General features: G+C 63.2%; 20 protein-coding genes. 16 read left to right on the top strand and 4 right to left on the bottom strand.

All coding sequences use genetic code 11. The features are described 5' to 3' along the window. The first annotated feature begins 374 nt into the window (after positions 1-374). Genes KW842_RS19030 through KW842_RS19020 form a run of 3 tightly spaced genes read left to right on the top strand, consistent with a single transcriptional unit; the run spans position 375 to position 8,641 of the window. Positions 375-6,872, top strand: coding sequence for a putative Ig domain-containing protein (locus KW842_RS19030; RefSeq protein ID WP_218305693.1), 6,498 nt, complete (start codon positions 375-377; stop codon positions 6,870-6,872). 14 nt (positions 6,873-6,886) lie between these two features. Next, entirely contained in the window at positions 6,887-7,633 is a 747-nt protein-coding gene (locus KW842_RS19025; RefSeq protein WP_218305692.1) for an AraC family transcriptional regulator, read from the top strand. 57 nt (positions 7,634-7,690) lie between these two features. Next, positions 7,691-8,641: a DMT family transporter gene (locus KW842_RS19020; RefSeq protein WP_218305691.1), complete on the top strand. Its 951-nt coding sequence runs from the start codon at positions 7,691-7,693 to the stop codon at positions 8,639-8,641. Here the strand turns inward: KW842_RS19020 and trmL are convergent. Both trmL and KW842_RS19010 read right to left on the bottom strand, forming a co-directional pair. Beyond that, positions 8,623-9,093 (bottom strand): tRNA (uridine(34)/cytosine(34)/5-carboxymethylaminomethyluridine(34)-2'-O)-methyltransferase TrmL, encoded by a 471-nt coding sequence (trmL, locus tag KW842_RS19015; protein WP_218305690.1) that lies wholly within the window; start codon positions 9,091-9,093, stop codon positions 8,623-8,625. The genes KW842_RS19020 and trmL overlap by 19 nt on opposite strands. Before the next feature lie 19 nt (positions 9,094-9,112). Then, positions 9,113-9,865, bottom strand: coding sequence for a ComF family protein (locus tag KW842_RS19010; RefSeq protein ID WP_229223789.1), 753 nt, complete (start codon positions 9,863-9,865; stop codon positions 9,113-9,115). A gap of 96 nt (positions 9,866-9,961) precedes the next feature. Here KW842_RS19010 and KW842_RS19005 point away from each other — a divergent pair, with 96 nt between their 5' ends. From KW842_RS19005 to KW842_RS18975, 7 genes are all read left to right on the top strand, one after another. Further along, complete coding sequence (locus KW842_RS19005) at positions 9,962-10,885, top strand: methyltransferase domain-containing protein (protein WP_218305689.1); 924 nt, start codon at positions 9,962-9,964, stop codon at positions 10,883-10,885. A gap of 287 nt (positions 10,886-11,172) precedes the next feature. Further along, positions 11,173-12,390 carry a cytochrome c oxidase subunit II gene (gene coxB, locus KW842_RS19000; RefSeq protein WP_218305688.1) on the top strand — a complete coding sequence of 406 codons (1,218 nt, stop codon included), beginning with the start codon at positions 11,173-11,175 and terminating at the stop codon, positions 12,388-12,390. Between the two features lie 15 nt (positions 12,391-12,405). Next, positions 12,406-13,995 carry a cytochrome c oxidase subunit I gene (ctaD, locus tag KW842_RS18995; RefSeq protein WP_218305687.1) on the top strand — a complete coding sequence of 530 codons (1,590 nt, stop codon included), beginning with the start codon at positions 12,406-12,408 and terminating at the stop codon, positions 13,993-13,995. A gap of 2 nt (positions 13,996-13,997) precedes the next feature. Continuing rightward, positions 13,998-14,105, top strand: coding sequence for a cytochrome oxidase small assembly protein (locus KW842_RS18990; protein WP_218305686.1), 108 nt, complete (start codon positions 13,998-14,000; stop codon positions 14,103-14,105). Between the two features lies 1 nt (position 14,106). Further along, on the top strand, positions 14,107-14,649 hold the full coding sequence (locus KW842_RS18985) for a cytochrome c oxidase assembly protein (RefSeq protein WP_218305685.1): 543 nt from the start codon (positions 14,107-14,109) through the stop codon (positions 14,647-14,649). Then, on the top strand, positions 14,649-14,846 hold the full coding sequence (locus KW842_RS18980; RefSeq protein WP_218305684.1) for a DUF2970 domain-containing protein: 198 nt from the start codon (positions 14,649-14,651) through the stop codon (positions 14,844-14,846). The genes KW842_RS18985 and KW842_RS18980 overlap by 1 nt, the downstream gene beginning before the upstream one ends. A gap of 34 nt (positions 14,847-14,880) precedes the next feature. Then, on the top strand, positions 14,881-15,741 hold the full coding sequence (locus KW842_RS18975) for a cytochrome c oxidase subunit 3 (RefSeq protein WP_218305683.1): 861 nt from the start codon (positions 14,881-14,883) through the stop codon (positions 15,739-15,741). A 41-nt stretch (positions 15,742-15,782) separates the two neighbouring features. On the opposite strand, the gene KW842_RS18970 is transcribed toward KW842_RS18975, so the two are convergent. Then, complete coding sequence (locus KW842_RS18970) at positions 15,783-15,989, bottom strand: twin transmembrane helix small protein (RefSeq protein WP_218305682.1); 207 nt, start codon at positions 15,987-15,989, stop codon at positions 15,783-15,785. Between the two features lie 32 nt (positions 15,990-16,021). Here KW842_RS18970 and KW842_RS18965 point away from each other — a divergent pair, with 32 nt between their 5' ends. The 6 genes from KW842_RS18965 to KW842_RS18940 all read left to right on the top strand — a co-directional run bounded on the left by KW842_RS18965 (position 16,022) and on the right by KW842_RS18940 (position 21,213). Beyond that, positions 16,022-16,756, top strand: a complete 735-nt coding sequence (locus KW842_RS18965) for an SURF1 family protein (RefSeq protein ID WP_218305847.1) — start codon at positions 16,022-16,024, stop codon at positions 16,754-16,756. Further along, on the top strand, positions 16,737-17,357 hold the full coding sequence (locus KW842_RS18960; RefSeq protein ID WP_218305681.1) for a redoxin domain-containing protein: 621 nt from the start codon (positions 16,737-16,739) through the stop codon (positions 17,355-17,357). Before KW842_RS18965 ends, KW842_RS18960 begins: the two co-directional genes overlap by 20 nt. A 5-nt stretch (positions 17,358-17,362) precedes the next feature. Then, the gene (locus KW842_RS18955; RefSeq protein WP_218305680.1) at positions 17,363-18,523 is read left to right on the top strand and encodes a heme A synthase; all 1,161 of its coding nucleotides are present in this window, start codon (positions 17,363-17,365) and stop codon (positions 18,521-18,523) included. Positions 18,524-18,536: 13 nt separating this feature from the next. Further along, positions 18,537-19,433, top strand: coding sequence for a heme o synthase (cyoE, locus tag KW842_RS18950; protein WP_218305679.1), 897 nt, complete (start codon positions 18,537-18,539; stop codon positions 19,431-19,433). 128 nt (positions 19,434-19,561) lie between these two features. Beyond that, entirely contained in the window at positions 19,562-20,155 is a 594-nt protein-coding gene (locus KW842_RS18945) for an SCO family protein (protein WP_218305678.1), read from the top strand. A gap of 2 nt (positions 20,156-20,157) precedes the next feature. Continuing rightward, positions 20,158-21,213, top strand: a complete 1,056-nt coding sequence (locus KW842_RS18940; protein WP_218305677.1) for an AI-2E family transporter — start codon at positions 20,158-20,160, stop codon at positions 21,211-21,213. Here KW842_RS18940 and KW842_RS18935 read toward each other — a convergent pair. Next, on the bottom strand, positions 21,210-22,547 hold the full coding sequence (locus KW842_RS18935) for a hemolysin family protein (protein ID WP_218305676.1): 1,338 nt from the start codon (positions 22,545-22,547) through the stop codon (positions 21,210-21,212). The two genes, KW842_RS18940 and KW842_RS18935, sit on opposite strands and share 4 nt — an antisense overlap. Positions 22,548-22,580: the final 33 nt, after the last annotated feature.

The following is a 22,580-nucleotide window of genomic DNA, read 5'->3' as shown; positions in this document are numbered from 1 at the left end:
TTGGTTTTACTGCGTCAAGCCAAATAATTATGGTGTGGATTTTTTGATTAAGGTGAATAAGTTTTTTTGCGAATTCTCCGCTTTTTTCTGAAAAGTGAGACGGAATGACTATTCCTGCCGATTTGCACTTCTAAAATCGCGGGAAATTTTGCTTAAAAAATAATCACCAGGGATCAGCCATGTTTCATCTGAGATACCTCTTGCAAGCCTACGCCTGCCTATGTTTGCTGATGTTGCCGACCTTGGCGCAGGCGCAGTCCGCCTGTCCGACGCAGACGCTGACGGTTGATTCCGGCAATTCGGGCTCGTTCAGCATTGCCTTCTGTAGCCGGTTCGGGACCACTGGGATTGTCCAGCTACCGTCACATGGCAGTGTGTCTGGCTTGGATCCGGCCGTCGGCAACGGCAATACGACGATTACCTATGTGAACAGCGGCGATGGCGCCACCAGCGACAGTTTCATCCTGAAGGACGAAAGCGCGCTGGCGTTTACGGTCAATGTCACCATTGTTCCGCCGAGCACGCCGGTGACGGTGTCGCCGGTGAGCGTGAACAATCCGCAACTGGGGGTGCCCTTTAGCCAGACGCTGAGTGCCAGTGGCGGCATGCCGTCATACAGCTATGCGCTCTCGTCAGGCACGCTGCCGGCGGGACTCAGTCTTTCCACGAGCGGCACGATCTCGGGCACGTCCAGCGCCACCGGCACCTTCAACTTTATCGTCAAGGTGACGGACTCGTCAGCACCCAACTACGTCACGTTCAAGGCGTATGCGATGCAGATCGCGATGCCGACCGTCAGCGTAAGCAACGCCGCCATGCCGAACGGCATGGTCAGCAAGTCCTACAGCCAGCAGCTGGCTGCCAGCGGCGGCACGGCGCCGTACACCTATGCCTATAACTCGGGCACTTTTCCGCCGGGACTGTCAATCTCGTCGGGCGGTTTGCTGTCCGGTACGCCAACCACCGCCGGCACTTGGACCTTGTCGCTGAAGGCCACCGACAGCACCGGCGGCGCCGGTCCGTACAGCGGCGCCAGGAGCTTCAGCATCACCATCGATCCGCTGCCGCCGCCCCCGGTGGTGGGACCGGCCAGCAGCACCGTGGCTTACAGCAGCAGCAACAATGCGATGCCACTGGTGCTGAATGCCGGCGGTGGCGGCACGCCGGACTCGGTGGCGCTGGCCGGCGGCCCGGCGCACGGCACTGCGGTGGTCAATGGCACGGCGATCAGCTATACGCCGACGCCAGGCTATGCCGGACCCGATGCGTTTACCTATACCGGCACCAATGCCGGCGGCACTTCCGCCGCTGCGACCATCAGCATCACTGTCTCGGCGCCGTCGCTGTCGATGACACCGGCCGGCAGTACGCTGAATGGCGCTGCCGCCGGCGCTTACACGCAGGCTTTTGTGGCCAGCGGCGGCAGCGCCAGCTTCAGCTATGCACTGACCGGTGCTTTGCCCACCGGCCTGGCCTTCAATAGCAGCTCCGGCATCCTATCGGGTACGCCAACCCAGGCTGGCAGCTTCCCGATCACGGTGACCGCTACTGACACCTCGACCGGCACCGGGCCGTTTAGTGTGTTGCGTAATTACACACTGAATATGGCGGCGCCAAGCCTGACCCTGAGTCCTTCGACGCTGACACCGCCGGAGCGCGGCGTCGGCTACAGTGCCCAGCTCACCGGCGGCGGCGGGATTGCCCCATACAGCTATGCCGTTAGCGTCGGCAGCTTGCCGCAGGGCTTGTCACTGGCGCCGACCACCGGTGTGCTGAGCGGCACTCCGGTGAATGCCGGCCCGTACAGCTTCTCCATCACCGCCACGGATAGTTCCAGCAGTCCCGGCTTCAGCGTGGTGCAGGCCTACAGCGGTACGGTGGGCGCGGGTGCGCCAGTGGCGGTAGCGTCCAGCGCAATTGTGCCTTATGGCAATACGGCGAATGTGCTCAGCCTGTCGGTAAGCGGCGGCACGCCAACTTCGGTGGCGGTGACGGGGGCGCCTGTGCACGGCACGGCCAGCGCCAGCGGCACCAGCATCAGCTATACGCCAACCGCTGGCTATGCCGGCGCCGACAGCTTCACCTATAACGCCAGCAATGCGGTCGGTACCTCGGCGTCGGTGACGGTGACGATCATGGTGTCGCCGCCGACACTAAGCCTGGCGCCAGGGGGCTTGCCGGCCATGCAGACGGCTCAGCCTTTCAGCCAGCAGTTGAACGCCAGTGGCGGCATGGGGCCCTACACTTATGCGGTCACCAGTGGCACCTTGCCAGCCGGCCTGACGCTGTCGACCGGCGGTCTGCTGGCGGGCACACCGACCACGGCCGGGATGTACAGCTTCAGCGTCACCGCCACCGATAATTCCAGTGCCAGCCACTTCACCGTGCAGCAGGCCTACAATGGCTCGGTGGCGGTCGGCGTGCCGGTCGCGGCGGCGTCCAGCGCAACGGTGGCCTATGGCAGCGCGGCCACTAACATCGGCCTGTCGCTGAGCGGCGGCGCGCCTACCGCAGTGGCGGTGGTAGGTCTGCCGTCGCACGGCACGGCCAGCGTCAGCGGCGCCAGCATCAGCTACACGCCGGCCACCGGCTATGCCGGCGCCGACAGCTTCAGCTACAACGCCAGTAATGCGGCGGGCACCTCGGCCACGGTGACGGTGACTATCACGGTGTCGGCGCCCACGCTGACGCTGACCCCGGTCACATTGCTGCAGCCACAAACGAATGTCAGCTTCAGCCAGCAACTGACGGTGGCCGGCGGCATGGCACCGTACACCTATGCGGTGGCCAGCGGCGCCGTGCCATCCGGCATGACGCTGTCGACCAGCGGCTTGCTGGCGGGCACGCCAACCGTCGGCGGACCATACAACTTTACCGTGACCGCCACCGATAGTTCGACTGCCACCCGCTTTACGGTATCGCAGATGTATTCCGGCACCGTTGGCGCCGGCGCACCGGTGGCGCTGGCGTCCAGCGCGACAGTGGCTTACGGCACCGCCAACAACACGATCAACCTGGCGCTGAGCGGCGGCATGCCGACCTCGCTGCTGGTGGTATCGGCTGCTACGCACGGCAGTGCGGTGGCCAGCGGGACCAGCATCAGCTACACACCAACGGCGGGCTATGCGGGACAGGATACTTTCTCCTACAACGCCACCAATGCGTTCGGCACGTCGGCCACGGCCATGGTCACCATTACTGTATCGGCGCCGGCCCTGGCGCTGACGCCGGCCACGCTGACGCAGCCGGAGATCAATATCGTCTATAGCCAGCAACTGCGCACCACGGGCGGCAGTGCGCCTTACACCTACGCGGTGACCAGCGGCGCCACGCCGGCCGGCCTGAGCTTAAGTAGCGCCGGCCTGTTATCCGGCACGCCAACCGCCAGCGGGCCGTACAGCTTTACTGTGACCGCCACCGATAGTTCGACTGCCACGCCTTTTACCGCGTCGCAGACCTACAGCGGCAGGGTGGGGGCGGGCGCACCGGTCGCGGCGGCGTTCAGCACCACGGTGGCATATGGCAGTTCGGCCAACAATATCAACCTGGTGCTGAGCGGCGGCACGCCTACTTCGCTGAGCTTGGTTAGCAACGCGGCACACGGCGTTGCCTCCGTCAGCGGCACTACTACCATCAGCTATACGCCGACAGCGGGCTATGCGGGCGCCGACAGCTTCACTTACAACGCCAGCAACGCGTTTGGAACCTCGGCCAGGGCGACGGTCAGCATCATGGTGTCGGCGCCGACGTTGACACTGGCGCCCACCACCCTGGCGCAGCCGCAGCTGAATCTCGCCTACAGCCAGCAATTGACGGCGGCCGGTGGCATGGCGCCGTATACCTATGCGGTGACCAGCGGCGCCACGCCGTCCGGCCTGACGCTGTCGGGCGCCGGCTTGCTGGCGGGTACGCCAACTGCTTCCGGCCCCTACAGCTTTACCGTGACGGCAAGCGATAGCTCGACCGCCACCCGGTTTACGGTGCAGCAGACATACACTGGCACCGTCGGCGCTGGCGCGCCGGTGGCGACGGCTTCCAGCGCCACCGTGGCGTACGGCAGCAACGCTGTCAGCATCAATCTGTTGCTGAGCGGCGGGATGGTCAGCGCGGTGACGGTGGTAGGCAACGCCGCGCATGGCGTGGCGACGGCCAGCGGCGCCAGCATCAGCTACACACCGACAGCAGGCTACGCGGGATCGGACACGTTCAGTTATAACGCCAGCAATCTGGCCGGCACCTCGGCGACAGTGACGGTGAACATCACCGTTTCGCAACCGACGCTGGCGCTGCTACCGGCAGCTACCAGCCTGCGCGCCATGACCGGTGACGCTTACTCGCAAGGGTTCCAGGCCAGTGGCGGCACCGGCCCTTACACTTATGTGCAGACTGGCACGCTGCCGGCCGGGCTGAGTTTCAACGCGGCGACAGCAACCTTGTCGGGCGCGCCAACGCAGGCTGGCACGTTCAGCATAGTCATTCGCGCCTCCGACAGCTCGACTGGCAGCGGTGCACCGTTTTCGATCTTGCGTACTTATACGCTGGTAGTGACAGCGCCGGCGTCCCCGGCGCTGACCCTGAACACAGCCACGCTGCCGCAGCCGCAGCAAGGCATGGCGTACAGCCAGCAACTGAACGCCAGCGGCGGCGGCGCGCCATACCGCTATGCGGTCACTGGCGGCGCGCTGCCGGCAGGCCTGAGCTTGTCCGCAACGGGGTTGATATCGGGCACCTCCGGCGCGGCCGGTGCCTACAGCTTTAGCGTCACCGTGACCGACAGCGCGACCACGCCAGCCCGTGCGACGCAAACCTACAGCGGCAGCGTGGCGCTCGGCTTGCCGGTGGCGGCAGCCTCGCACGCCAATGTCGCTTATGGCAGTCAGGCCAACGCCATCCCGCTCAGCCTGAGCGGCGGCGCGGCAGCTTCGGTCGCGGTGGTGGCTGCGGCCACGCATGGCAACGCGGTCGCCAGCGGGACCACCATCCGCTACACGCCGAACAGCGGGTACAACGGCAGTGATGGATTCAGCTATCAGGCCAGCAACGCCAGCGGTGTTTCCGCCACGGTGGTGGTCAACATCACGGTTGCCGCGCCGGCACTGGCCTTGGGATCGTCGGCACCATGGACGGCGATGCAGGGCCAGCCCTATAGCCAGGTGATCAGCTGGAGCGGCGGTGCGGAGCCTTACACGGTGGCGACCATCACCGGCTTGCCAGCTGGGTTGACGGTGAGCGCCACCAGCGCTAGCGGCGTGACGATTTCCGGCACGCCGACCCAGTCCGGGAACTTCACCATCATCGCCTCGGCCACCGACAGCAGCACCGGCACCGGCGCTCCGTTTACCAAGGCGCAGGAGTTCGTGCTGGTGGTCGGGGCACCGGTGCCGGCAGCGCCATCCCATGCCGCCAGCACCAATGCCGGCGTCAGTAGCGATGTCGACCTGACGGCCGGGGCGCTCAATGGCCCATTCACTGCCGCTGCGGTGGTCAGTGTCAGTCCCGCGAATGCCGGCACGGCGACCATTGACGATGCCGGCACGGCCGCCAGTCCCGTCTATCGCCTGCGCTTCGCGGCGGCACGTGGTTACTCGGGCGTGGCCAAGGTCGGCTACACACTGAGCAATGCGGCGGGAACATCGCCGGTGGCGCTGGTGAGCTTCACCGTGGCGGCGCGTGCCGATGCGGCCAGCGATCCTCAGATCCAGGCCCTGACCAGTGCGCAGACCGAGGCTGCCAACCGCTTTGTGGTGGCGCAGTTGGGCAACTTTGGCCGCCGCCTGGAGCGGCTGCATGGCGACGGCTGGGCGCGTTCCAGTTTCGGCCTGACGCTGGCGCCGCCACAGCCATCGCTGCGCCAGCAGGCGGCGCAGTGGCAGGACGGCGACATCCTGCGGTCGACGGAATCGCCGTTGCAGGCGCGTTTGCGCAAGGTGGGCTGGAGCCAGCAGCAGGCGCCGGCCGCCGCTGAGCGCAAGAAGACTGTGCTGGTGCAGGACAGCAATGCCTTGCCGGACCTGCCGGGACAGGCGGAAGCGCGCGAGGCCTGGTCGCTGTGGATCGATGGCGCGATCGACTTCGGCCAACGCAATGCGCGTGGCGAACAGCAGGGCTTCCGTTTCACCAGCAACGGCATCAGCACCGGTGGCGACTACCGCTTCAGCAACCGCCTGACGCTGGGCGCCGGCGTGGGCTTCAGCCGCGCCAACACCGACGTCGGTGAGCATGGCAGCAAGAGCAAGGCCAGCAGCGCGATCGTCTCGGTGTATGGCAGCGTGCGGCCGAGCAAGGCCACCTTCATTGACGGCGTGATCGGTTATGGCACGCTGGATCTGGACACGGTCCGCTACGTCACTGACGACCGCAGTTACGCCACCGCCACGCGCGGCGGCAAGCAGCAGTTCATCGCGCTGTCGGGCGGCTATGAATACCGTGGCGAAGGCTGGATGCTGTCGCCCTACGGCCGGATGGAACTGGCGCAGACCACACTGGATAAAACCAGTGAAACGGCCAGCGTCAATTATTCGCTGACTTACTTCAAGCAACGCTCGCGCGTCAGCAGTGGCGTACTGGGCATGCGTAGTGAAGCGCAGATCAGCAGCCGTAGCGGTGTCTGGATGCCGCGCGTGCGGGTTGAGTACCGGCGCCAGTTCTCTGGCGCGGACGAGGCCGGCATCGCCTACACCGACCTGGCGGGGGATGGCCCGGCGTATGTGCTGCGCTCCAGCGGTCAGGTGGCCGCCACCTGGACGGCCGGCTTTGGCGTGCGGCTATCGCTGAGCAATGGCATGTCGGTGCTGATTGATTACAACAGCAACCTGAATAGCGGTCAGGGCCGCTACCAGTCAGTGCTGTTCGGTGTGGCTGCACCGTTCTAAGTTACACTGGTGGCATGTCAGCCCATGCCACCACCGAAATCGATTTGCGTAGCTACGACGTGCCGTTCTCGGACGCGCACGACTTCGCGCAGATGGTGCTGCCGCTGCGCGGCAAGCTGACGCTCGATATCAACGGCCACGGCGCGCTGCTGCATCCGCTGCGCGCCGCCTTCATCGCGCCAGGATTGGTGCATACGCAGTTTTCCAGCGAGGCCAATGCCTCGCTGATCCTCGACTTCGACCTGGCCGCCGTGCCGCCCGAAACCGCCGGTCTGCTGGCGCGGCGGCCGTTTGCGCCGGTCAGCGCGGCCACGGCCAAGCTGATCGACTTCATGGGCATGCTGCAGGCGCAGGGCGCCGCCAGCGCGACGGTGCTGGCCAACTGGACGCCGCTGCTATTGGAGTCGCTGACCAGCCAGCCTGTGCGTCCCGTATCGCGCCTGCAAGCCGCCTTGACGCAGGTTGAAGCCGCGCCTGGCCAGCCATGGAACACCGATAGTATGGCGCAGCTGGCCTGCCTGAGCGTCAGCCGTCTGCATCGCGTCTTTCGCGAAGAGCTGGATACGACTCCGCAAGCCTGGCTGAACGCGATGCGGCTGCGTCATGTCTGCCGCCTGCTGGCCGAATCCTCGCTGCCGATCGCGCAGCTGGCGACCCAGGCCGGCTTTGCCGACCAGAGCGCGCTGACGCACGCGATGCGGCGCACGCTGGACACCACGCCGCTGGCCTACCGGCGCCAGTATCAGACAAAAATCCGCTAGCCCCACACAATCCGCGCCGCGCACCCACCGCCACAATAGGCCTCGAAAGGAGAGTCTATGTGGTATGGCGTTGTATGCGGCCTCGCGGCCGGAGCATTCTGGGGTACGATTTTTGTGATGCCGCGCTGGCTTGCGGCGTTTTCGCCGATGGAGCTGGCGCTGGGGCGTTATCTGGCCTACGGGCTGATCACCTTGCTGTTGCTGGCGCCGCGCCTGGGCGGCTTGCTGCGCCGGCTAACGCGCAGCGATTGCCAGGTGCTGCTGCGGCATGCGCTGGCGGGGAATATCGTGTACTACCTGCTGCTATCGACCGGCGTGCAGCTGGCGGGCGTGGCGGCGGCCTCGCTGATTATCGGCTTGCTGCCGCTCAGCGTCAGCCTGCTGGGGCGGCGCGATCACGGCGCCTTGCCTCTGCGTCAGCTGGCGGGACCGCTGGCGCTGGTGGTGGCGGGCATCGTCTGCATCAATGTGGATGTGTTCATGCATGCGCGTGGCGGCCAGCAGCCATGGAGCATGGTGGCGCTGGGCATGCTGTGCGCGTTTGGCGCGCTGCTGTGCTGGACCTGGTACGCGGTGGACAACGCGCGTTTCCTCAAGCGTAATCCGCATTTCAGCGGCGCCGAGTGGTCGGGCCTGTATGGCTTGAGCACCGGTCTGCTGGCCTTGCTGATGGGCGTGGTGGCGCTGGCGCTGGGGGGCGTTGGCGCAGGTGGGCCGGCGCGCGACTGGCTGTATTTCTGGAGCGTGGTGACGCTGGTGGCGCTGGGCGCGTCGGTGATCGGCAATCAGCTATGGAATATCGCCAGCCGCCGTGTGCCGGTGACGCTGTCCGGCCAGTTGCTGCTGTTTGAAACGCTGTTCGGTCTGCTGTACGGATTTATCTACCTGCGGCAGATGCCGCGTCCGCTAGAACTGATGGCGATGGTGCTGCTGATCGCCGGCGTGGCGGGTTCGGTGTGGATGCACGCGCGCCCGCCGGCCGCAGCGCTTCAGGCGCCGCCGGCGTAGCCGTTCTGGCGCCAGGCTTCGAACACCACCACGGCGACGGTGTTGGACAAATTCATGCTGCGGTTGTCGGGACGCATCGGCAGGCGGATGCGCTGCGCTGGCGGGAAGCTTTCGCGCAGCGCCACCGGCAGACCGGCGGTTTCGGAGCCGAATACAAACACGTCGCCCGGCTGGAATGCGGCCTGGGCGAATGGCGACGAGCCGTGCGTGGTCATCGCGTACATGCGCGCCGGGTCGGGCTGGGTGTCGGCCAGAAAGGCGTCCCAGTCCTTGTGCACTTTCATGCGCGCGTATTCGTGGTAGTCAAGGCCGGCGCGCTTCAGTTTTGAGTCTTCCAGCGGAAAGCCGAGCGGTTCGATCAGGTGCAGCTGCGCGCCGGTGTTGGCGCACAGGCGGATGACGTTGCCGGTGTTCGGCGGGATTTCTGGGTGGACCAGGACGACGTGGAACATGTTTCTTCCTTCTTAAAATTCAGTGGGGCGGCGTGCGGGCAAACACGAAATTGCTGACCCGCGCGGCGCCGTGGCGCTTTAGTGTTGCCGCCAGTTCGTTCAGTGTGCGGCCGCTGGTTATCACGTCGTCGACGACGCCGATGTGGCGGCCTGCCACCAGCGCGGCGTCCGGCACCGCGAAGGCGCCGGCGATGTTGGCCTGGCGTTCGGCGGGCGTGACGCTGCTCTGGGCGGCGGTATCGTGCACGCGGTGGACCAGCCTGGCTTCCAGCGCGACGCCCATGCTGCGCGCCAGCGGCCGGGCGATTTCCAGCGCCTGATTGTAGCCGCGCTCGGCCAGCCTGCGCGGCCCCAGTGGCACCGGGCAGAGCAGGGCGGGCAGCGGCGTCGCGCCGGCGGCCAGCACCGCGTCGCGCAGCAAACGGGCGCACAGCGGTGCCAGTGCCAGGCGGTGGCCGAATTTCAGTTGCAGCACCAGCTGGTCGACCGGCAGCACGTAGTCGGCGGCGACCAGCGTGCGGTCGAACGCCGGCGGACTGGCCAGGCAGACGCCGCACAGCATCCCCGCAGCGGCCGCAGCAGGCAAAGGATTGGCGCAGCACGCGCAGCGGGCGATGGCGGCGGCAGGACCGAAGAATTGCGCCTCGCAGCCTGCGCAAAGCGCCTCGCTGCTGGCGCCTCCGCACAGCGCGCAGGCGTTCGGCAGCAGCCGGTCAAGCAGCTGGTTAAATAGCAGCTGGCCGCGGCGCATCGCGAAAATCTTGTCATTCATGCCATGCCTCCATCCGGAAAAGCATGCCGGCGGCCGTCGCGGAGCGATGCAACCATGTACACTGCCGACATTATCGCATTACAACGACCTATCACCATGCAAGTCCCCGCTAATCCGCCCAAACTCAGCGCGCCGATCGACCTGGAGCGCGTCCGCAAACTGTTTTCCCGTCCTGAGCGTATCGCTGCCGCTGATTTTCTGCGCCGAGAAATATCATCGCGCATGTTTGATCGGCTGGAATTGATTAAAATAGCGCCTGCACGCGTGTTGGACGCCGGCTGTGGCAGCGGCGCCGACCTGCCATTGTTGCAAAAATCATATCCGACCGCCCAGATCCTCGGACTGGACGCCGCCGAGCCGATGCTGCGCAGCGCCCAGGGACCTGGCGCCAAATCATCCTCGCTGAATCAGTTGCTGAGCAAGTTGCTGCCGTCGAAGAGTGGCGTCGACCTGCTATGCGGCGATTTTGCCGATTTGCCGCTGGGGCCGAATTCGCTGGACCTGGTCTGGTCCAACCTGGCGCTGCACTGGCATCCGCAGCCGGACCGCGTGTTTGCCGAATGGCGCCGGGTGCTGCGGGTCAACAGCCTGCTGATGTTTTCCTGCTTCGGCCCGGATACGCTGCGCGAGCTGCGCAGCGCGTTTGCCGAAGCCGACCTGGCGCCGCATGTGCTGCCGTTTGTCGATATGCATGATTTCGGCGATCAACTGGTCGAAGCCGGCTTCTCGACCCCGGTGCTGGACATGGAAACCATCACGGTGACCTATGCAACACCGCAAGCGTTGTTGTCCGATGTACGCGCTTTGGGCGGCAATCCGCTGACCACGTTGCGTCGCAGCATGATGGGCAAGGCGGCCTGGCAACGCATGCTGGACACGCTGGAACGCGGCCGCCGCGCAGATGGCAAACTGAGCCTGAGCTTTGAGGTTATCTACGGTCACGCGTTCCGCCCGGCGCCCAAGGTCACTTCCAAGGGCGAAGCGATCATTCGCTTCGATCCGCCGCGCAAGCCGCGCTAATGCGGTTTTCATGTTGCCATGCGGCGTAAAACCGTATGGCAACAACAATAGTTTATTGCTTGATGTGCTACGTTTTTGTTCTATATAATCAATCACTAACTTTGCCACCATGGCAAACACAGCTTACATTGAGCACGAACGAGCAGTTGCACTAAGCAGAATCGCGCATAGGCCAGGTTATCCCAGCCCATGCGATGTTGTTTAAGGAGCGTCGCCGGTTCAGTTCACCGATAGCCGGTAAGACGTTAAAAAAAATATTTTTAATTTCTTGGGCAGTTGGGGAAAACATGACATATGCGAAGCGACTTCAAGCGTTGATGCTCGGGCTGGCCGTTACGGCAGCCGGTGTCCCAGCGTGGGCAGCTGACACCGCAACAGGTACCTACACTGCCGCCACCGGCGGCACCGGCGGACCCACCGCCGGCGAATTGAATCTGCAACCTCCCGCAACCCAAATCGCTGCTCAAGTCTACGACCTGCACAACTGGATGATGGCGGTTTGCCTGGTCATCTTCATCGCGGTGTTTGGCGTGATGTTCTATTCCATCTTCAAGCACCGCAAATCGCTCGGCCACAAGCCAGCCACCTTCCACGAATCCACCGCTGTCGAGGTGGCCTGGACCATCGTACCGTTCCTGATCGTGATCGGCATGGCACTGCCCGCCACCCGCACCGTAGTCGGCATGAAGGATACTTCCAACGCCGACATCACCATCAAGGTCACCGGCATGCAGTGGAAGTGGGGCTACGACTACCTGAAAGGCGAGGGCGAAGGCATCAGCTTCCTGTCGAATATGTCGACTCCGCGTGCGCAGATCGGCTCCCCAGGCTTCCAGCCCACCGAGGCGCGCGGCGACAACTATCTGATGGAAGTCGATAACGAAGTGGTGGTGCCGGTGCACCGCAAGATCCGCCTGATCACCACCGCCAACGACGTGATCCACTCGTGGTCGATTCCGGCCTTCGCGGTCAAGCAGGATGCGATTCCCGGCTTTGTGCGCGACGCCTGGTTCAAGTCGGAGCACACCGGCATCTTCCGCGGCTATTGCTCGGAACTGTGCGGCAAGGAGCACGCTTTTATGCCGATCGTGGTGCGCGTGGTCACCGATGACGAGTACAAAGTCTGGGTCGACACCAAGAAAAAAGAAATGGCGGCGCTGGCCGATGATCCAAGCAAAACCTGGACCATCGACGAACTGAAAGCCAAGGGCGAAAAAGTCTATAACACCAACTGCGTGGCCTGCCACCAGGCCAACGGCCGCGGCACGCCGGGCATGTTTGCTGCGCTGGACGGCTCGGAAGTGGTGAATGGTCCGAAAGCGGAACAAATCAACGTGCTGCTGCACGGTAAGAAGAGTGGGAAATATCCTACCGAGATGCCTGGCTGGAAACAACTGTCGGATACGGATATCGCGGCTGTCATTACTTATACCCGCAATAGCTGGACGAACAAAGCCGCCGAAAACATCGTTCAACCAGCCGAAATCGTGGCTGCACGTAAGTAATCAGGAGCGTTACAGATGAGCACTACTACTTTGGATCACGGCCACGATCATGATCACGCGCACGACCATCCGCATGGTCCGGCGCGCTGGCTGTTTGCTACCAACCACAAGGATATCGGCACACTGTACCTGTGGTTCTCGTTCACCATGCTGCTGTCCGGCGGCGTGCTGGCGCTGATGATACGCACCGAGTTGTTCAAGCCCGGCCTGCAATTCTTCCAGCCTGAATTCTTCAACCAGCTGACTACCATGCACGGCCTGGTGATGGTGTTCGGCGCCATCATGCCGGCCTTCGTCGGCTTCGCCAACTGGATGATCCCGCTGCAGATCGGCGCGTCCGACATGGCGTTCGCGCGCATGAACAACTTCTCGTTCTGGCTGCTGCCGCCAGCGGCGATCCTGCTGGCCACTTCCTTCCTGGCGCCGGGTGGCGCCACCGCCGCCGGCTGGACGCTGTATGCGCCGCTGTCGACGCAGATGGGCCCCGGCATGGACATGGCGATCTTTGCCATGCACCTGATGGGCGCCTCGTCGATCATGGGTTCGATCAACATCATCGTCACCATCCTGAATATGCGCGCGCCTGGCATGACCCTGATGAAGATGCCGATGTTCTGCTGGACCTGGCTGATTACCGCCTACCTGCTGATCGCCGTGATGCCGGTGCTGGCCGGCGCCATCACCATGACGCTGACCGACCGCCACTTCGGCACCACCTTCTTCAACGCGGCCGCCGGCGGCGACCCGGTGATGTACCAGCACATCTTCTGGTTCTTCGGCCACCCCGAGGTGTACATCATGATCCTGCCGGCGTTCGGCATCGTCTCGCAGATCCTGCCGGCCTTCGCCCGCAAGCAGCTGTTCGGCTACGCTTCGATGGTGTATGCGACCGCCTCGATCGCGATCCTGTCGTTCATCGTCTGGGCCCACCACATGTTCACCACCGGCATGCCGGTGACCTCGCAGCTGTTCTTCATGTACGCGACCATGCTGATTGCGGTGCCGACCGGCGTGAAAGTGTTCAACTGGATCGCCACCATGTGGCGCGGTTCGATGACCTTTGAAACGCCGATGCTGTTCTCGGTCGGCTTCATCTTCGTGTTCACCATCGGCGGCTTCACCGGCCTGATCCTGGCGGTGACGCCGATCGACATCCAGTTGCAGGACACTTACTACGTGGTGGCGCACTTCCACTACGTGCTGGTGGCCGGCTCGCTGTTCGCGCTGTTCGCCGGCTTCTACTACTGGGTGCCGAAGTGGACCGGCCATATGTACAACGAGTTCATGGGCAAGACCCACTTCTGGCTGTCGCTGATCACCTTCAACATCACCTTCTTCCCGATGCACTTCCTGGGCCTGGCCGGCATGCCGCGACGCTACGCCGACTATTCGGCGCAGTTCACCGACTTCAATATGATCGCCTCGATCGGCGCCTTCGGTTTCGGCCTGTCGCAAGTGTTCTTCCTGTTCTTCGTGATCCTGCCGACCATCCGTGGCGGCAAGCCGGCCGAAGCCAAGCCATGGGAAGGCGCGGAAGGCCTGGAGTGGACCGTGCCGTCGCCGGCGCCGTTCCACACGTTTGAAACGCCACCGCAGTTCAAATAATCATGAGCGGCCAAAACAAGCCGAACAACCTGCGCACCGCCCTGATCCTGGGGGCGCTGGCGGTGTTCTTTTTCGCCTCGGTGTTCGTCAAACGCCTCTGGCTGAGCTGACATGACGGAAAACCGCCGACTGCTGGGCAAGCTGGTCATCATCGCGATGGTGATGTTCGGCTTTGCCTATGCGCTTAATCCGTTCTACCGCCAGATCTGCGAAGCGCTGGGCTTGAACGTGCTGACGCAGAAGGATGGCGTCGTCGCGTACGACAAAAATACGCAAGTCGACAAGAGCCGCAGCGTCACCATCGAGTTCGACGGCAACGCGCAGGGGCCATGGCGCTTCCGTCCGACGCAGTCCAGCATGACGGTCCATCCCGGCGAACTGAATACGGTGATGTACGAAGTGGTGAATACGCAAAAGCGCGACATGAATGCGCAGGCAATACCGAGTTACGCGCCGCAGAACGCGACGCCGTATTTCATGAAGGTGGAGTGCTTCTGCTTCCAGCAGCAAACCCTGAAGGCCAGCGAAGCGCGCCAGATGCCGGTGGTGTTTTTCATCGACCCGAAGCTGCCGAAGGATGTGAAGACGATTACGCTGTCGTACACCTTCTTTGAAATCGGCGGTGGCCTGGTCAAGTCGGCGGCGGTGCAGTGATGGCGGACAAGCCCGGCTTCCTGTATTCGCTGCGGGCCGTGCTGTGGTCGTTTGTAGGCCTGCGCCGCAAGCGCGATTTCGACGCGGATGACCAGCAGGGATTCAATCCCTTGCATGTCATCATCGCGGCCTTGCTGGCGGTGGCGGTGTTCATAGGATTACTGATAACAATCGTCAAATTCGTAGTAGCTCAATAGATCAATAGATCAATAGTGAATAGGGGAGATGCAGATGAGTTCACATAACACTGCCGCGCCGTACTACTTCGTGCCCGGTCCATCCCGATGGCCGCTGCTGGCCGGCCTGTCGCTGCTGGTGACCATGATCGGCGCGTCGGCGTGGGTTAATGATGTATCGTGGGGGCCGGCCGCGAACGGCGTCGGCATCCTCGGTACGCTGATCGTGCTGTATTTCTGGTTCGGCGACGCCATCAAGGAATCGGAAGGCGGCTTGTACAGCCAGCGCATCGACCACTCCTACCGCTGGGCGATGGGCTGGTTCATCTTCTCGGAGGTGATGTTCTTCGGCGCCTTCTTCGGCGCGCTGTTCTATGCGCGCACCATCACGCTGCCATGGCTGGGCGATCTCGACCACAAATTCATCTGGCCGGACTTTGCCGCGCAGTGGGCGGGCGCCAGCCCGGCCGGCACGGTGGAAGAATTCCGCACCATGGGCCCGTTCCCGATCCCGACCATCAACACCGCGCTGCTGCTGACCTCCGGTGTAACGCTGACCATCGCGCACCACGCGCTGCGCGCCGGCCATCGTGCGCAGACGGCGATCTGGCTGTTCGCCACGGTGCTGCTGGGCGCGACCTTCATGGGCTTCCAGGCGTATGAGTACTACCATGCGTACACCGAACTGAACCTGAAGCTGACCTCGGGCATCTACGGCTCGACCTTCTTCATGCTGACCGGCTTCCACGGCTTCCACGTGACCATGGGGGCGATCATGCTGTCGGTGGTGCTGTACCGCTTGCTGAAAGGGCACTTCACGCCGGACAATCACTTCGCGTTTGAAGGCGCGGCCTGGTACTGGCACTTTGTCGACGTAGTCTGGCTGGGCCTGTACGTGGTGGTGTACTGGATGTAAGGTGCACCGCTGGACAAGCCGCACTCCGGTGCGGCTTTTTTTTATCCGTTGCGGATGCCGGTCGGGTGGATGTACCCTAGCTTGTAGGCGAGCAGTATCAGCAGGAACAGGGTGATCGACAGCGCCACGCGCACCGCCAGCGCCCGCACCGTGTTGTTGCTGCGCCCCTTGTCCCGCATCAGAAAGAAGAACGCCACTGCCAGGCTGCCGATGATCAGGATGAAGGCGATGGCAACGGCAATTTTCATGTCATGGAGAATAGCGATTTGATCAAGGTTCCATTGTAATGGCGTTCCGGTTTAAATTGATTCCTTTCGTGGCCACCGTGCTGCTGGTGGCCCTGGGTGTGCAACTCGGTAACTGGCAGTCGCGCCGCGCCGAACAGAAGACCGCGCTGCAGGACAAATTGTCCCAGGGCGCGCAGACGGCGCCGGTAGTGCTGGACGGCGCGCCGCTGGCGGCGGACACTGTCGCCTGGCGCCGCGTGACCGTCAGTGGCGAGTTCGTGCGTGGCTGGCCGGTGTATCTGGACAACCGTCCCTACCAGGGCCGGGCCGGGTTTTATTTGTTGATGCCGTTTAAAATAGCGGGATCAAATATGCATGTGCTGGTGGCGCGCGGCTGGTTGCCGCGCGATCCGGCGGTGCGCGACCGGCTGCCGGCTTACGCCACGCCGGAAGGCGCGGTCACGCTGCAGGGCGTGGCACGGCATAACGCCGGCCATGTGATGGAGCTGGGCACGGCGGCGGCGCTGACGCCCAACGCCATCGTGCAGAACGCCGATCCGCTGCAACTGGCCAAGGATAGCGGCCTGACCATGCAGCCGTTTGTGGTGGAGCAGGGCGCGCCAGCCCAGCCGTCCGGCGACGATGTGCAGATGGTGCGTGACTGGCCGGCGCCGTCGCTGGGCGTGGAGAAACATCAGGGCTACGCTTTCCAGTGGTATGCGCTGTCGGCGATGGCGCTGATCTTTTTTGTTGTGAACGGATTCAGACGTGGAAAAAACAAACAATAGCCAGGCGCGCGGCCGCTGGAAACTGCTGGCCGTGCTGGCGGTGTGCGCGGCGCCGCTGATTGCGTCATACTTTACCTATTACGTCATCAAGCCCAAGGGCGGACAGACCAACTACGGCGCGCTGATCGATCCGCGTGCCTATCCGATCCCGGCCATGGCCAGCACCACGCTGGACGGAAAGCCGGCGCGGCTGGAGGATTACAAGGGCAAGTGGATCATGCTGAAAGTCGGTCCGTCCGACTGCGCGGCGGATTGCCAGGACCAGTTGTTTGCGATGCGCCAGTTGCGCACCATGCAGGGCAAGGAGGCCGACCGCATCGAGCGGGTGTGGCTGATCACCGACGACCAGCCGCTGGAAACCATGCTGCTGCGGGTGAATGACGGCACGCATATGCTGCGCGCGCCGGCGGCGGTGCTGGAGAAATGGCTGCCGCTGGAAGGCGGCGCAGCCGACCGCGCGTCCGAGCATATGTATTTGATTGATCCGCTGGGCAATCTGATGATGCGCTTCCCGAAAGGGGCGGTGTCCAGCGATGTGGAGAAGGTCAAGCGGGTCCACAAGGACATCGCGAAATTGTTGAAGGCTTCGGCCATAGGTTAAAGAATATGCATCTCACTCTCGCACAAATGGCTGTCACGGCGCTGCTGATCGCGCTGCTGCCGGCCGCCATCGTCTGGACGTCGTCGGACGCTAACAAGTACCGCAAGCTGGTGTGGGTGTGCGTGTTCATCACCTTCGACCTGATCGTGTTTGGCGCGTTCACGCGCCTGACCGACTCCGGCCTGGGCTGCCCCGACTGGCCGGGCTGCTACGGCGCCGCCAATCCCTTCATCGCGCATGAGCAGATCGTCGCGGCGGAAACGCTGATGCCGCATGGCCCGGTGACCGTGGTCAAGGCGTGGATTGAGATGATCCACCGCTATCTGGCGATGACCATCGGCGTGCTGATCGTGGCGATGATGGCGCAAGCCTGGTATCAGTGGCGCAAGTCCAAGGGCACGCGCGCCGAATATGCGCCGTGGATGCCGACCGCGCTATTCCTGGCGGTGTGCGTGCAGGGCGCGTTCGGCGCCTGGACCGTGACGCTGAAGCTGCAACCGGTGATCGTCACCATCCACCTGTTGCTGGGCATGGGCCTGCTGGCGATGCTGGTGTGGTATGGCGGCCGCCAGAACCATCTGATTTCGCCGCGCACCGTGGTCAGCGCCTCGCCGCCGGCAATGCGCAAGATCCGGATGTTGTCTGCGCTGGCGGCGGTGTTCCTGCTGGTGCAGCTGGCGCTGGGCGGCTGGGTCAGCACCAACTACGCGACGCTGGCCTGTACCGATTTCCCGCTGTGCGGCGGCAAGCTGATACCGGAGATGGATTTTGAACACGGCTTCACACTGTGGCGCGAGCTGGGCAAGACAGCCGCCGGCCACTATCTGCCATTCTCCGCGCTGACGGCGATTCACTGGGTGCACCGCAACTTCGGCTTGCTGGTGGCGGTGGTGGCGGGCTATGCCGTGTGGCGCGCCTGGGGCCACGATGCCCTGCATAAAACCGCGCGCAATATCGCGCTGGTGCTGGGCGCGCAGATCGTCACCGGCCTGGCGACCATCTACCTGAGCTTCCCGCTGACCATCGCGGTGCTGCACAACGCCGGGGCGGCGCTGCTCGTGCTGTTGCTGACCATGTTAAACTACAAGGCTAAGTACCAGTACGACATTGCAAAAAAGGCAGCTTCAGGTGCCGCGCATCCTCCGACGTCGACGGTACGGCATTGATTAAGTTGCTCTCATGACCACGCAAACCGTAACCACCAAATACCAGAACCGCGCCTCGCAATTTTGGGCGCTGACCAAACCGCGCGTCACCATGATGGCGGTGTTTGTCGCCATTATTGGCATGTTTCTGGGCACCTCGGATGGTTTGCCAAGCGTGACGCTGGTGCTATATGCCACGGTGGGCATCTGGCTGCTGACCGGCGCGGCGTTCGCGGTCAACTGCCTGGCTGAGCGCGAGATTGACGCGCGCATGGCGCGCACTGCGCGCCGGCCGATGGCGCTGGGCGATATCACGGTGCTGCAGACGGTGATCTTTGCCCTCGTGATCGGTGGGGCCGGCATGTGGGTACTGTACGCGCTGGTCAATCCGCTGACCATGTGGCTGACCTTTGTCACCTTCCTCGGCTACGCGATTATCTACACGATGATTTTGAAGCCGGCCACGCCGCAGAATATTGTGATCGGCGGCCTGTCGGGCGCGATGCCGCCGGCCCTGGGCTGGGCAGCGGTGGCCAACGATGTGCCGATGGAAGCCTGGCTGCTGGTGATGATCATCTTCGTCTGGACGCCGCCGCATTTCTGGGCGCTGGCGCTGTACCGCCGCGACGACTACGCCAAGTCCGGCCTGCCGATGCTGCCGGTCACGCATGGCATGCAGTTCACCCAATTCCACGTCTGGCTGTACTCGATTGCGCTGGCGGCCACCACGCTGCTGCCGTACGCGGTGCAGATGAGCGGCCTGATCTACCTGGTCAGCGCAGTGATCCTGAACGCCGTATTCCTGCACCACTCCTGGAAAATCTACCGCCACTACACCGACCTGATTGCCCGCAAAGCCTTCGCCTGGTCCATCATGTACCTCGGACTGCTATTCGTCGCCCTGCTGGTTGACCACTACATCAAGATCTGATCGGACGATTTCAGCTGGTTATCATTGCCTATTAAGCAGTAATTAAGCAGTATTTAAGCAGTGATAATGGCATCATGCGGGTTAGACTGGCGTGAGCCAAAATAAGTTCAACTGAAAGACCACTCTCGATGAAAAAAGTTCTCGCCTTTGCGATGATCGCGGTTTCCGTGCTGGCCGGCTGTGGCCAGAAACAGGCGGAATCGCCCAAGCTGGCGTTCCAGAGCACCGACCTGACCGGCGCCTCCTTTGCCAAGGACTTTTCCCTGACCGACCACACCGGCAAGCCACGCACCGTGGCCGATTTCAAGGGCAAGGTGGTGGTGATGTTCTTCGGCTATACCCAATGCCCCGACGTGTGTCCGACCACCATGGCCGAAATGTCGGAAATCATGAAGCAGCTTGGTCCGCAAGCCGAACAGGTGCAAGTGCTGTTCGTCACGGTTGACCCCGAGCGCGACACCCAGCAGCTGCTGGCCGAATACGTGCCAGCCTTCGACAAGCGCTTCCTCGGCTTGTATGGCACGGCCGAGCAGACCGCCGCCGTCGGCAAGGAATTCAAGGTGGTGTACAACAAGGTGCCGGGCAGCACCAGGGAAAGCTATTCGATCGACCACACCGCCGCCAGCTATGTGTTCGACAAACAGGGCAAGCTGCGCCTGCTGCTGCGTCCGGGCCAGGGCACCGGTCCGGCGCTGCATGACATCAAACTGCTGCTGTCCTGATCATGCAACAGCGCTTCCAGCCCTTTACCCGACTGGCCGCTGTCATCCTGCTGGTGATCGGCTGCCTGGCGGTGCTGCGGCCGTTCCTGGCAGCGATCCTGTTTGCTGCCGCGATCACCATCTCCAGCTGGCCGCTGTACCTGCGCCTGCTGGACAAGCTGAACAACCGCCGCACCATCGCCGCGCTGGTGATGAGCGTCGGCCTGACGCTGCTGATCATCGTGCCGCTGACGCTGGTGACCTGGAATATCGCCGATAACGCCACCTCCTACTATGACCAGATCAAGGCCGGCCTGGGCAGCGGCACGCTGAACGCGCCCGCCTGGATCAAGGATATCCCGCTGGTCGGCGAAGCCATCGACAGCTACCTGAACACGCTGCTGCACAGCCGCGAAGAATTGCTGGAGGCTGCGCGCAACCTGCTGGAGCCGGCGCGCCGGCTGCTGCTGGGCGGCGGCATGGTGCTGGGATCGGGTGTGGCGCAGGTCAGCCTGGCGGTGTTTGTCAGCTTCTTCCTGTACCGCGACGGCCACGCCATCCTGTACGCGCTGGCGTCCGGCATGGACAAGCTGATCGGCGAACAAAGCATCACTGTGGCCGACACCGTCAGCCGTACTGTGCGCGGCGTGATGTACGGCATCCTCGGCACGGCCGCGGCGCAGGCGGCAGTGGCGGCGGTCGGCTTCCTGATCGCCGGCGTGCCGGCGGTGACGCTGATGTCGGTCGCTACCTTTCTGTTCTCGCTGATCCCGGTCGGCCCGCCGCTGATCTGGGGCGCGGCCACCATCTGGCTGTTCAACCATGGCGACACCGGCTGGGCCATCTTCATGTTCATCTGGGGGATGTTTGTCATCAGCGGCGTCGACAACGTCATCAAGCCGCTGCTGATCTCGCGCGGCAGCAGCCTGCCGTTTGCGCTGGTGCTGCTGGGCGTGATGGGTGGCGTGCTGGCGTTCGGCTTTGTCGGCCTGTTCATCGGGCCGACGCTGCTGGCGGTCGGCCTCGGGCTGCTGCGCAAGTGGACCGGTGACGAACTGAAAACCGACGCGCAGCCTTAGTCCTGATCGGCGTTGTCCTCGGTGTCATCTTTAGGGATGACCTTGACCAGCAGGATGCGCGGGCCGTTCATTTTCTTGGCGACGATATCGAAGCTGCGGAAGCTGATGCGCTGGCCCTGTTTGGGGATGTCGCCCAGCTTCAGCATGATCAGGCCGCCGACTGATTCGACTTCCTCCATGCCCAGTTCTTCATTTTCGATATCGATGCCGAGCGTGCGCTCCAGCGAGAAGATCGGCAGGCTGGCCTTGCCGATCAGCGTGCCGTCCGGCTGCTTCAGCCAGTCGTTTTCGTTGAGGCGGAATTCATCGTGGATCTCGCCAACCATGGCGCCCAGCAGGTTGTCCAGCGTGATGAAGCCGACCGGGCGCTTGCCTTTTTCACCGATCAGCGCAAAGTGCGGTGCGCCATCACGGAAACGGCGGAACTGCTCCAGCGCTGGGGCGCGCGCGGAAATCGTTTCGACCGGGCGCAGGAAGGCCATCAGGTCGGCGATCGGGCGGCCGGACTGCATGGCGAAGAACAGGTCTTTCAGGTGCACCACGCCGAGCACGGTTTCGCCATCCTTGTCGTAGTACGGATAGCGGCTGAAGCGGTTGCGCAGCATGGTGTCCAGATTGTCTTGCAGCGAGCGGCCCGCGTGCAGGCTGATCACTTCGTTAATCGGGCGCATCAGATCGGACACCGACAGGTCGCTGAAGTCCAGTGAATGGGCCAGGATGTTGCGCTCGTCCTGATTGAATTTTTCGCCAGGCTGGCTGGTGCGCAGGATCAGTTTCAGTTCCTCGACCGAGTAATGGCTGTCGTGGCCGCCTTTGCCGGCCAGGCCGGCAGCGCGCAGCACCATATTGGCGCTGGCGTTGAGCAGGTAGATGAACGGGTACATGAGCCAGTAGAAACCATACAGCGGCAGCGCGCTCCACAGGCCGATCACTTCCGGCATGCGGATCGCCAGTGTTTTCGGCGCGAGTTCGCCGACCACGATGTGCAGGAAGGAGATCACGCCAAAGGCGAAGATGAAGGCGATGCCGTGGATCAGCTCCGGCGAGGTCACGCCGATGGCGTGCAGCAGCGGTTCCAGCAGGCTGGCGAAGGCCGGCTCACCGACCCAGCCCAGGCCCAGCGAGGCCAGCGTGATACCGAGTTGGCAAGCGGACAGGTAGGCGTCCAGCTCGCCGTGGACTTTGCCGAGGATGCGACCCTTTAATCCTTGCGTCTTGGCGATGGCGCGGACACGCGTTTTTCGCAGAGTGACGATACCGAATTCGGCAGCGACGAAGAAACCGTTCAAAGCAACCAAAAACAGGGCGAGAACGACAAGCAGGACGTTTTGCATAGGGGCCGAGCGGCAGTTTTCCGTAGTTGAAAC

The sequence above is a fragment of the Duganella sp. sic0402 genome (assembly GCF_019219065.1).
GTDB lineage: Bacteria > Pseudomonadota > Gammaproteobacteria > Burkholderiales > Burkholderiaceae_D > Rugamonas.
The sequence above is the reverse complement of the archived record's forward strand: the minus strand, read 5'-3'. Positions and strand labels throughout refer to the sequence as shown.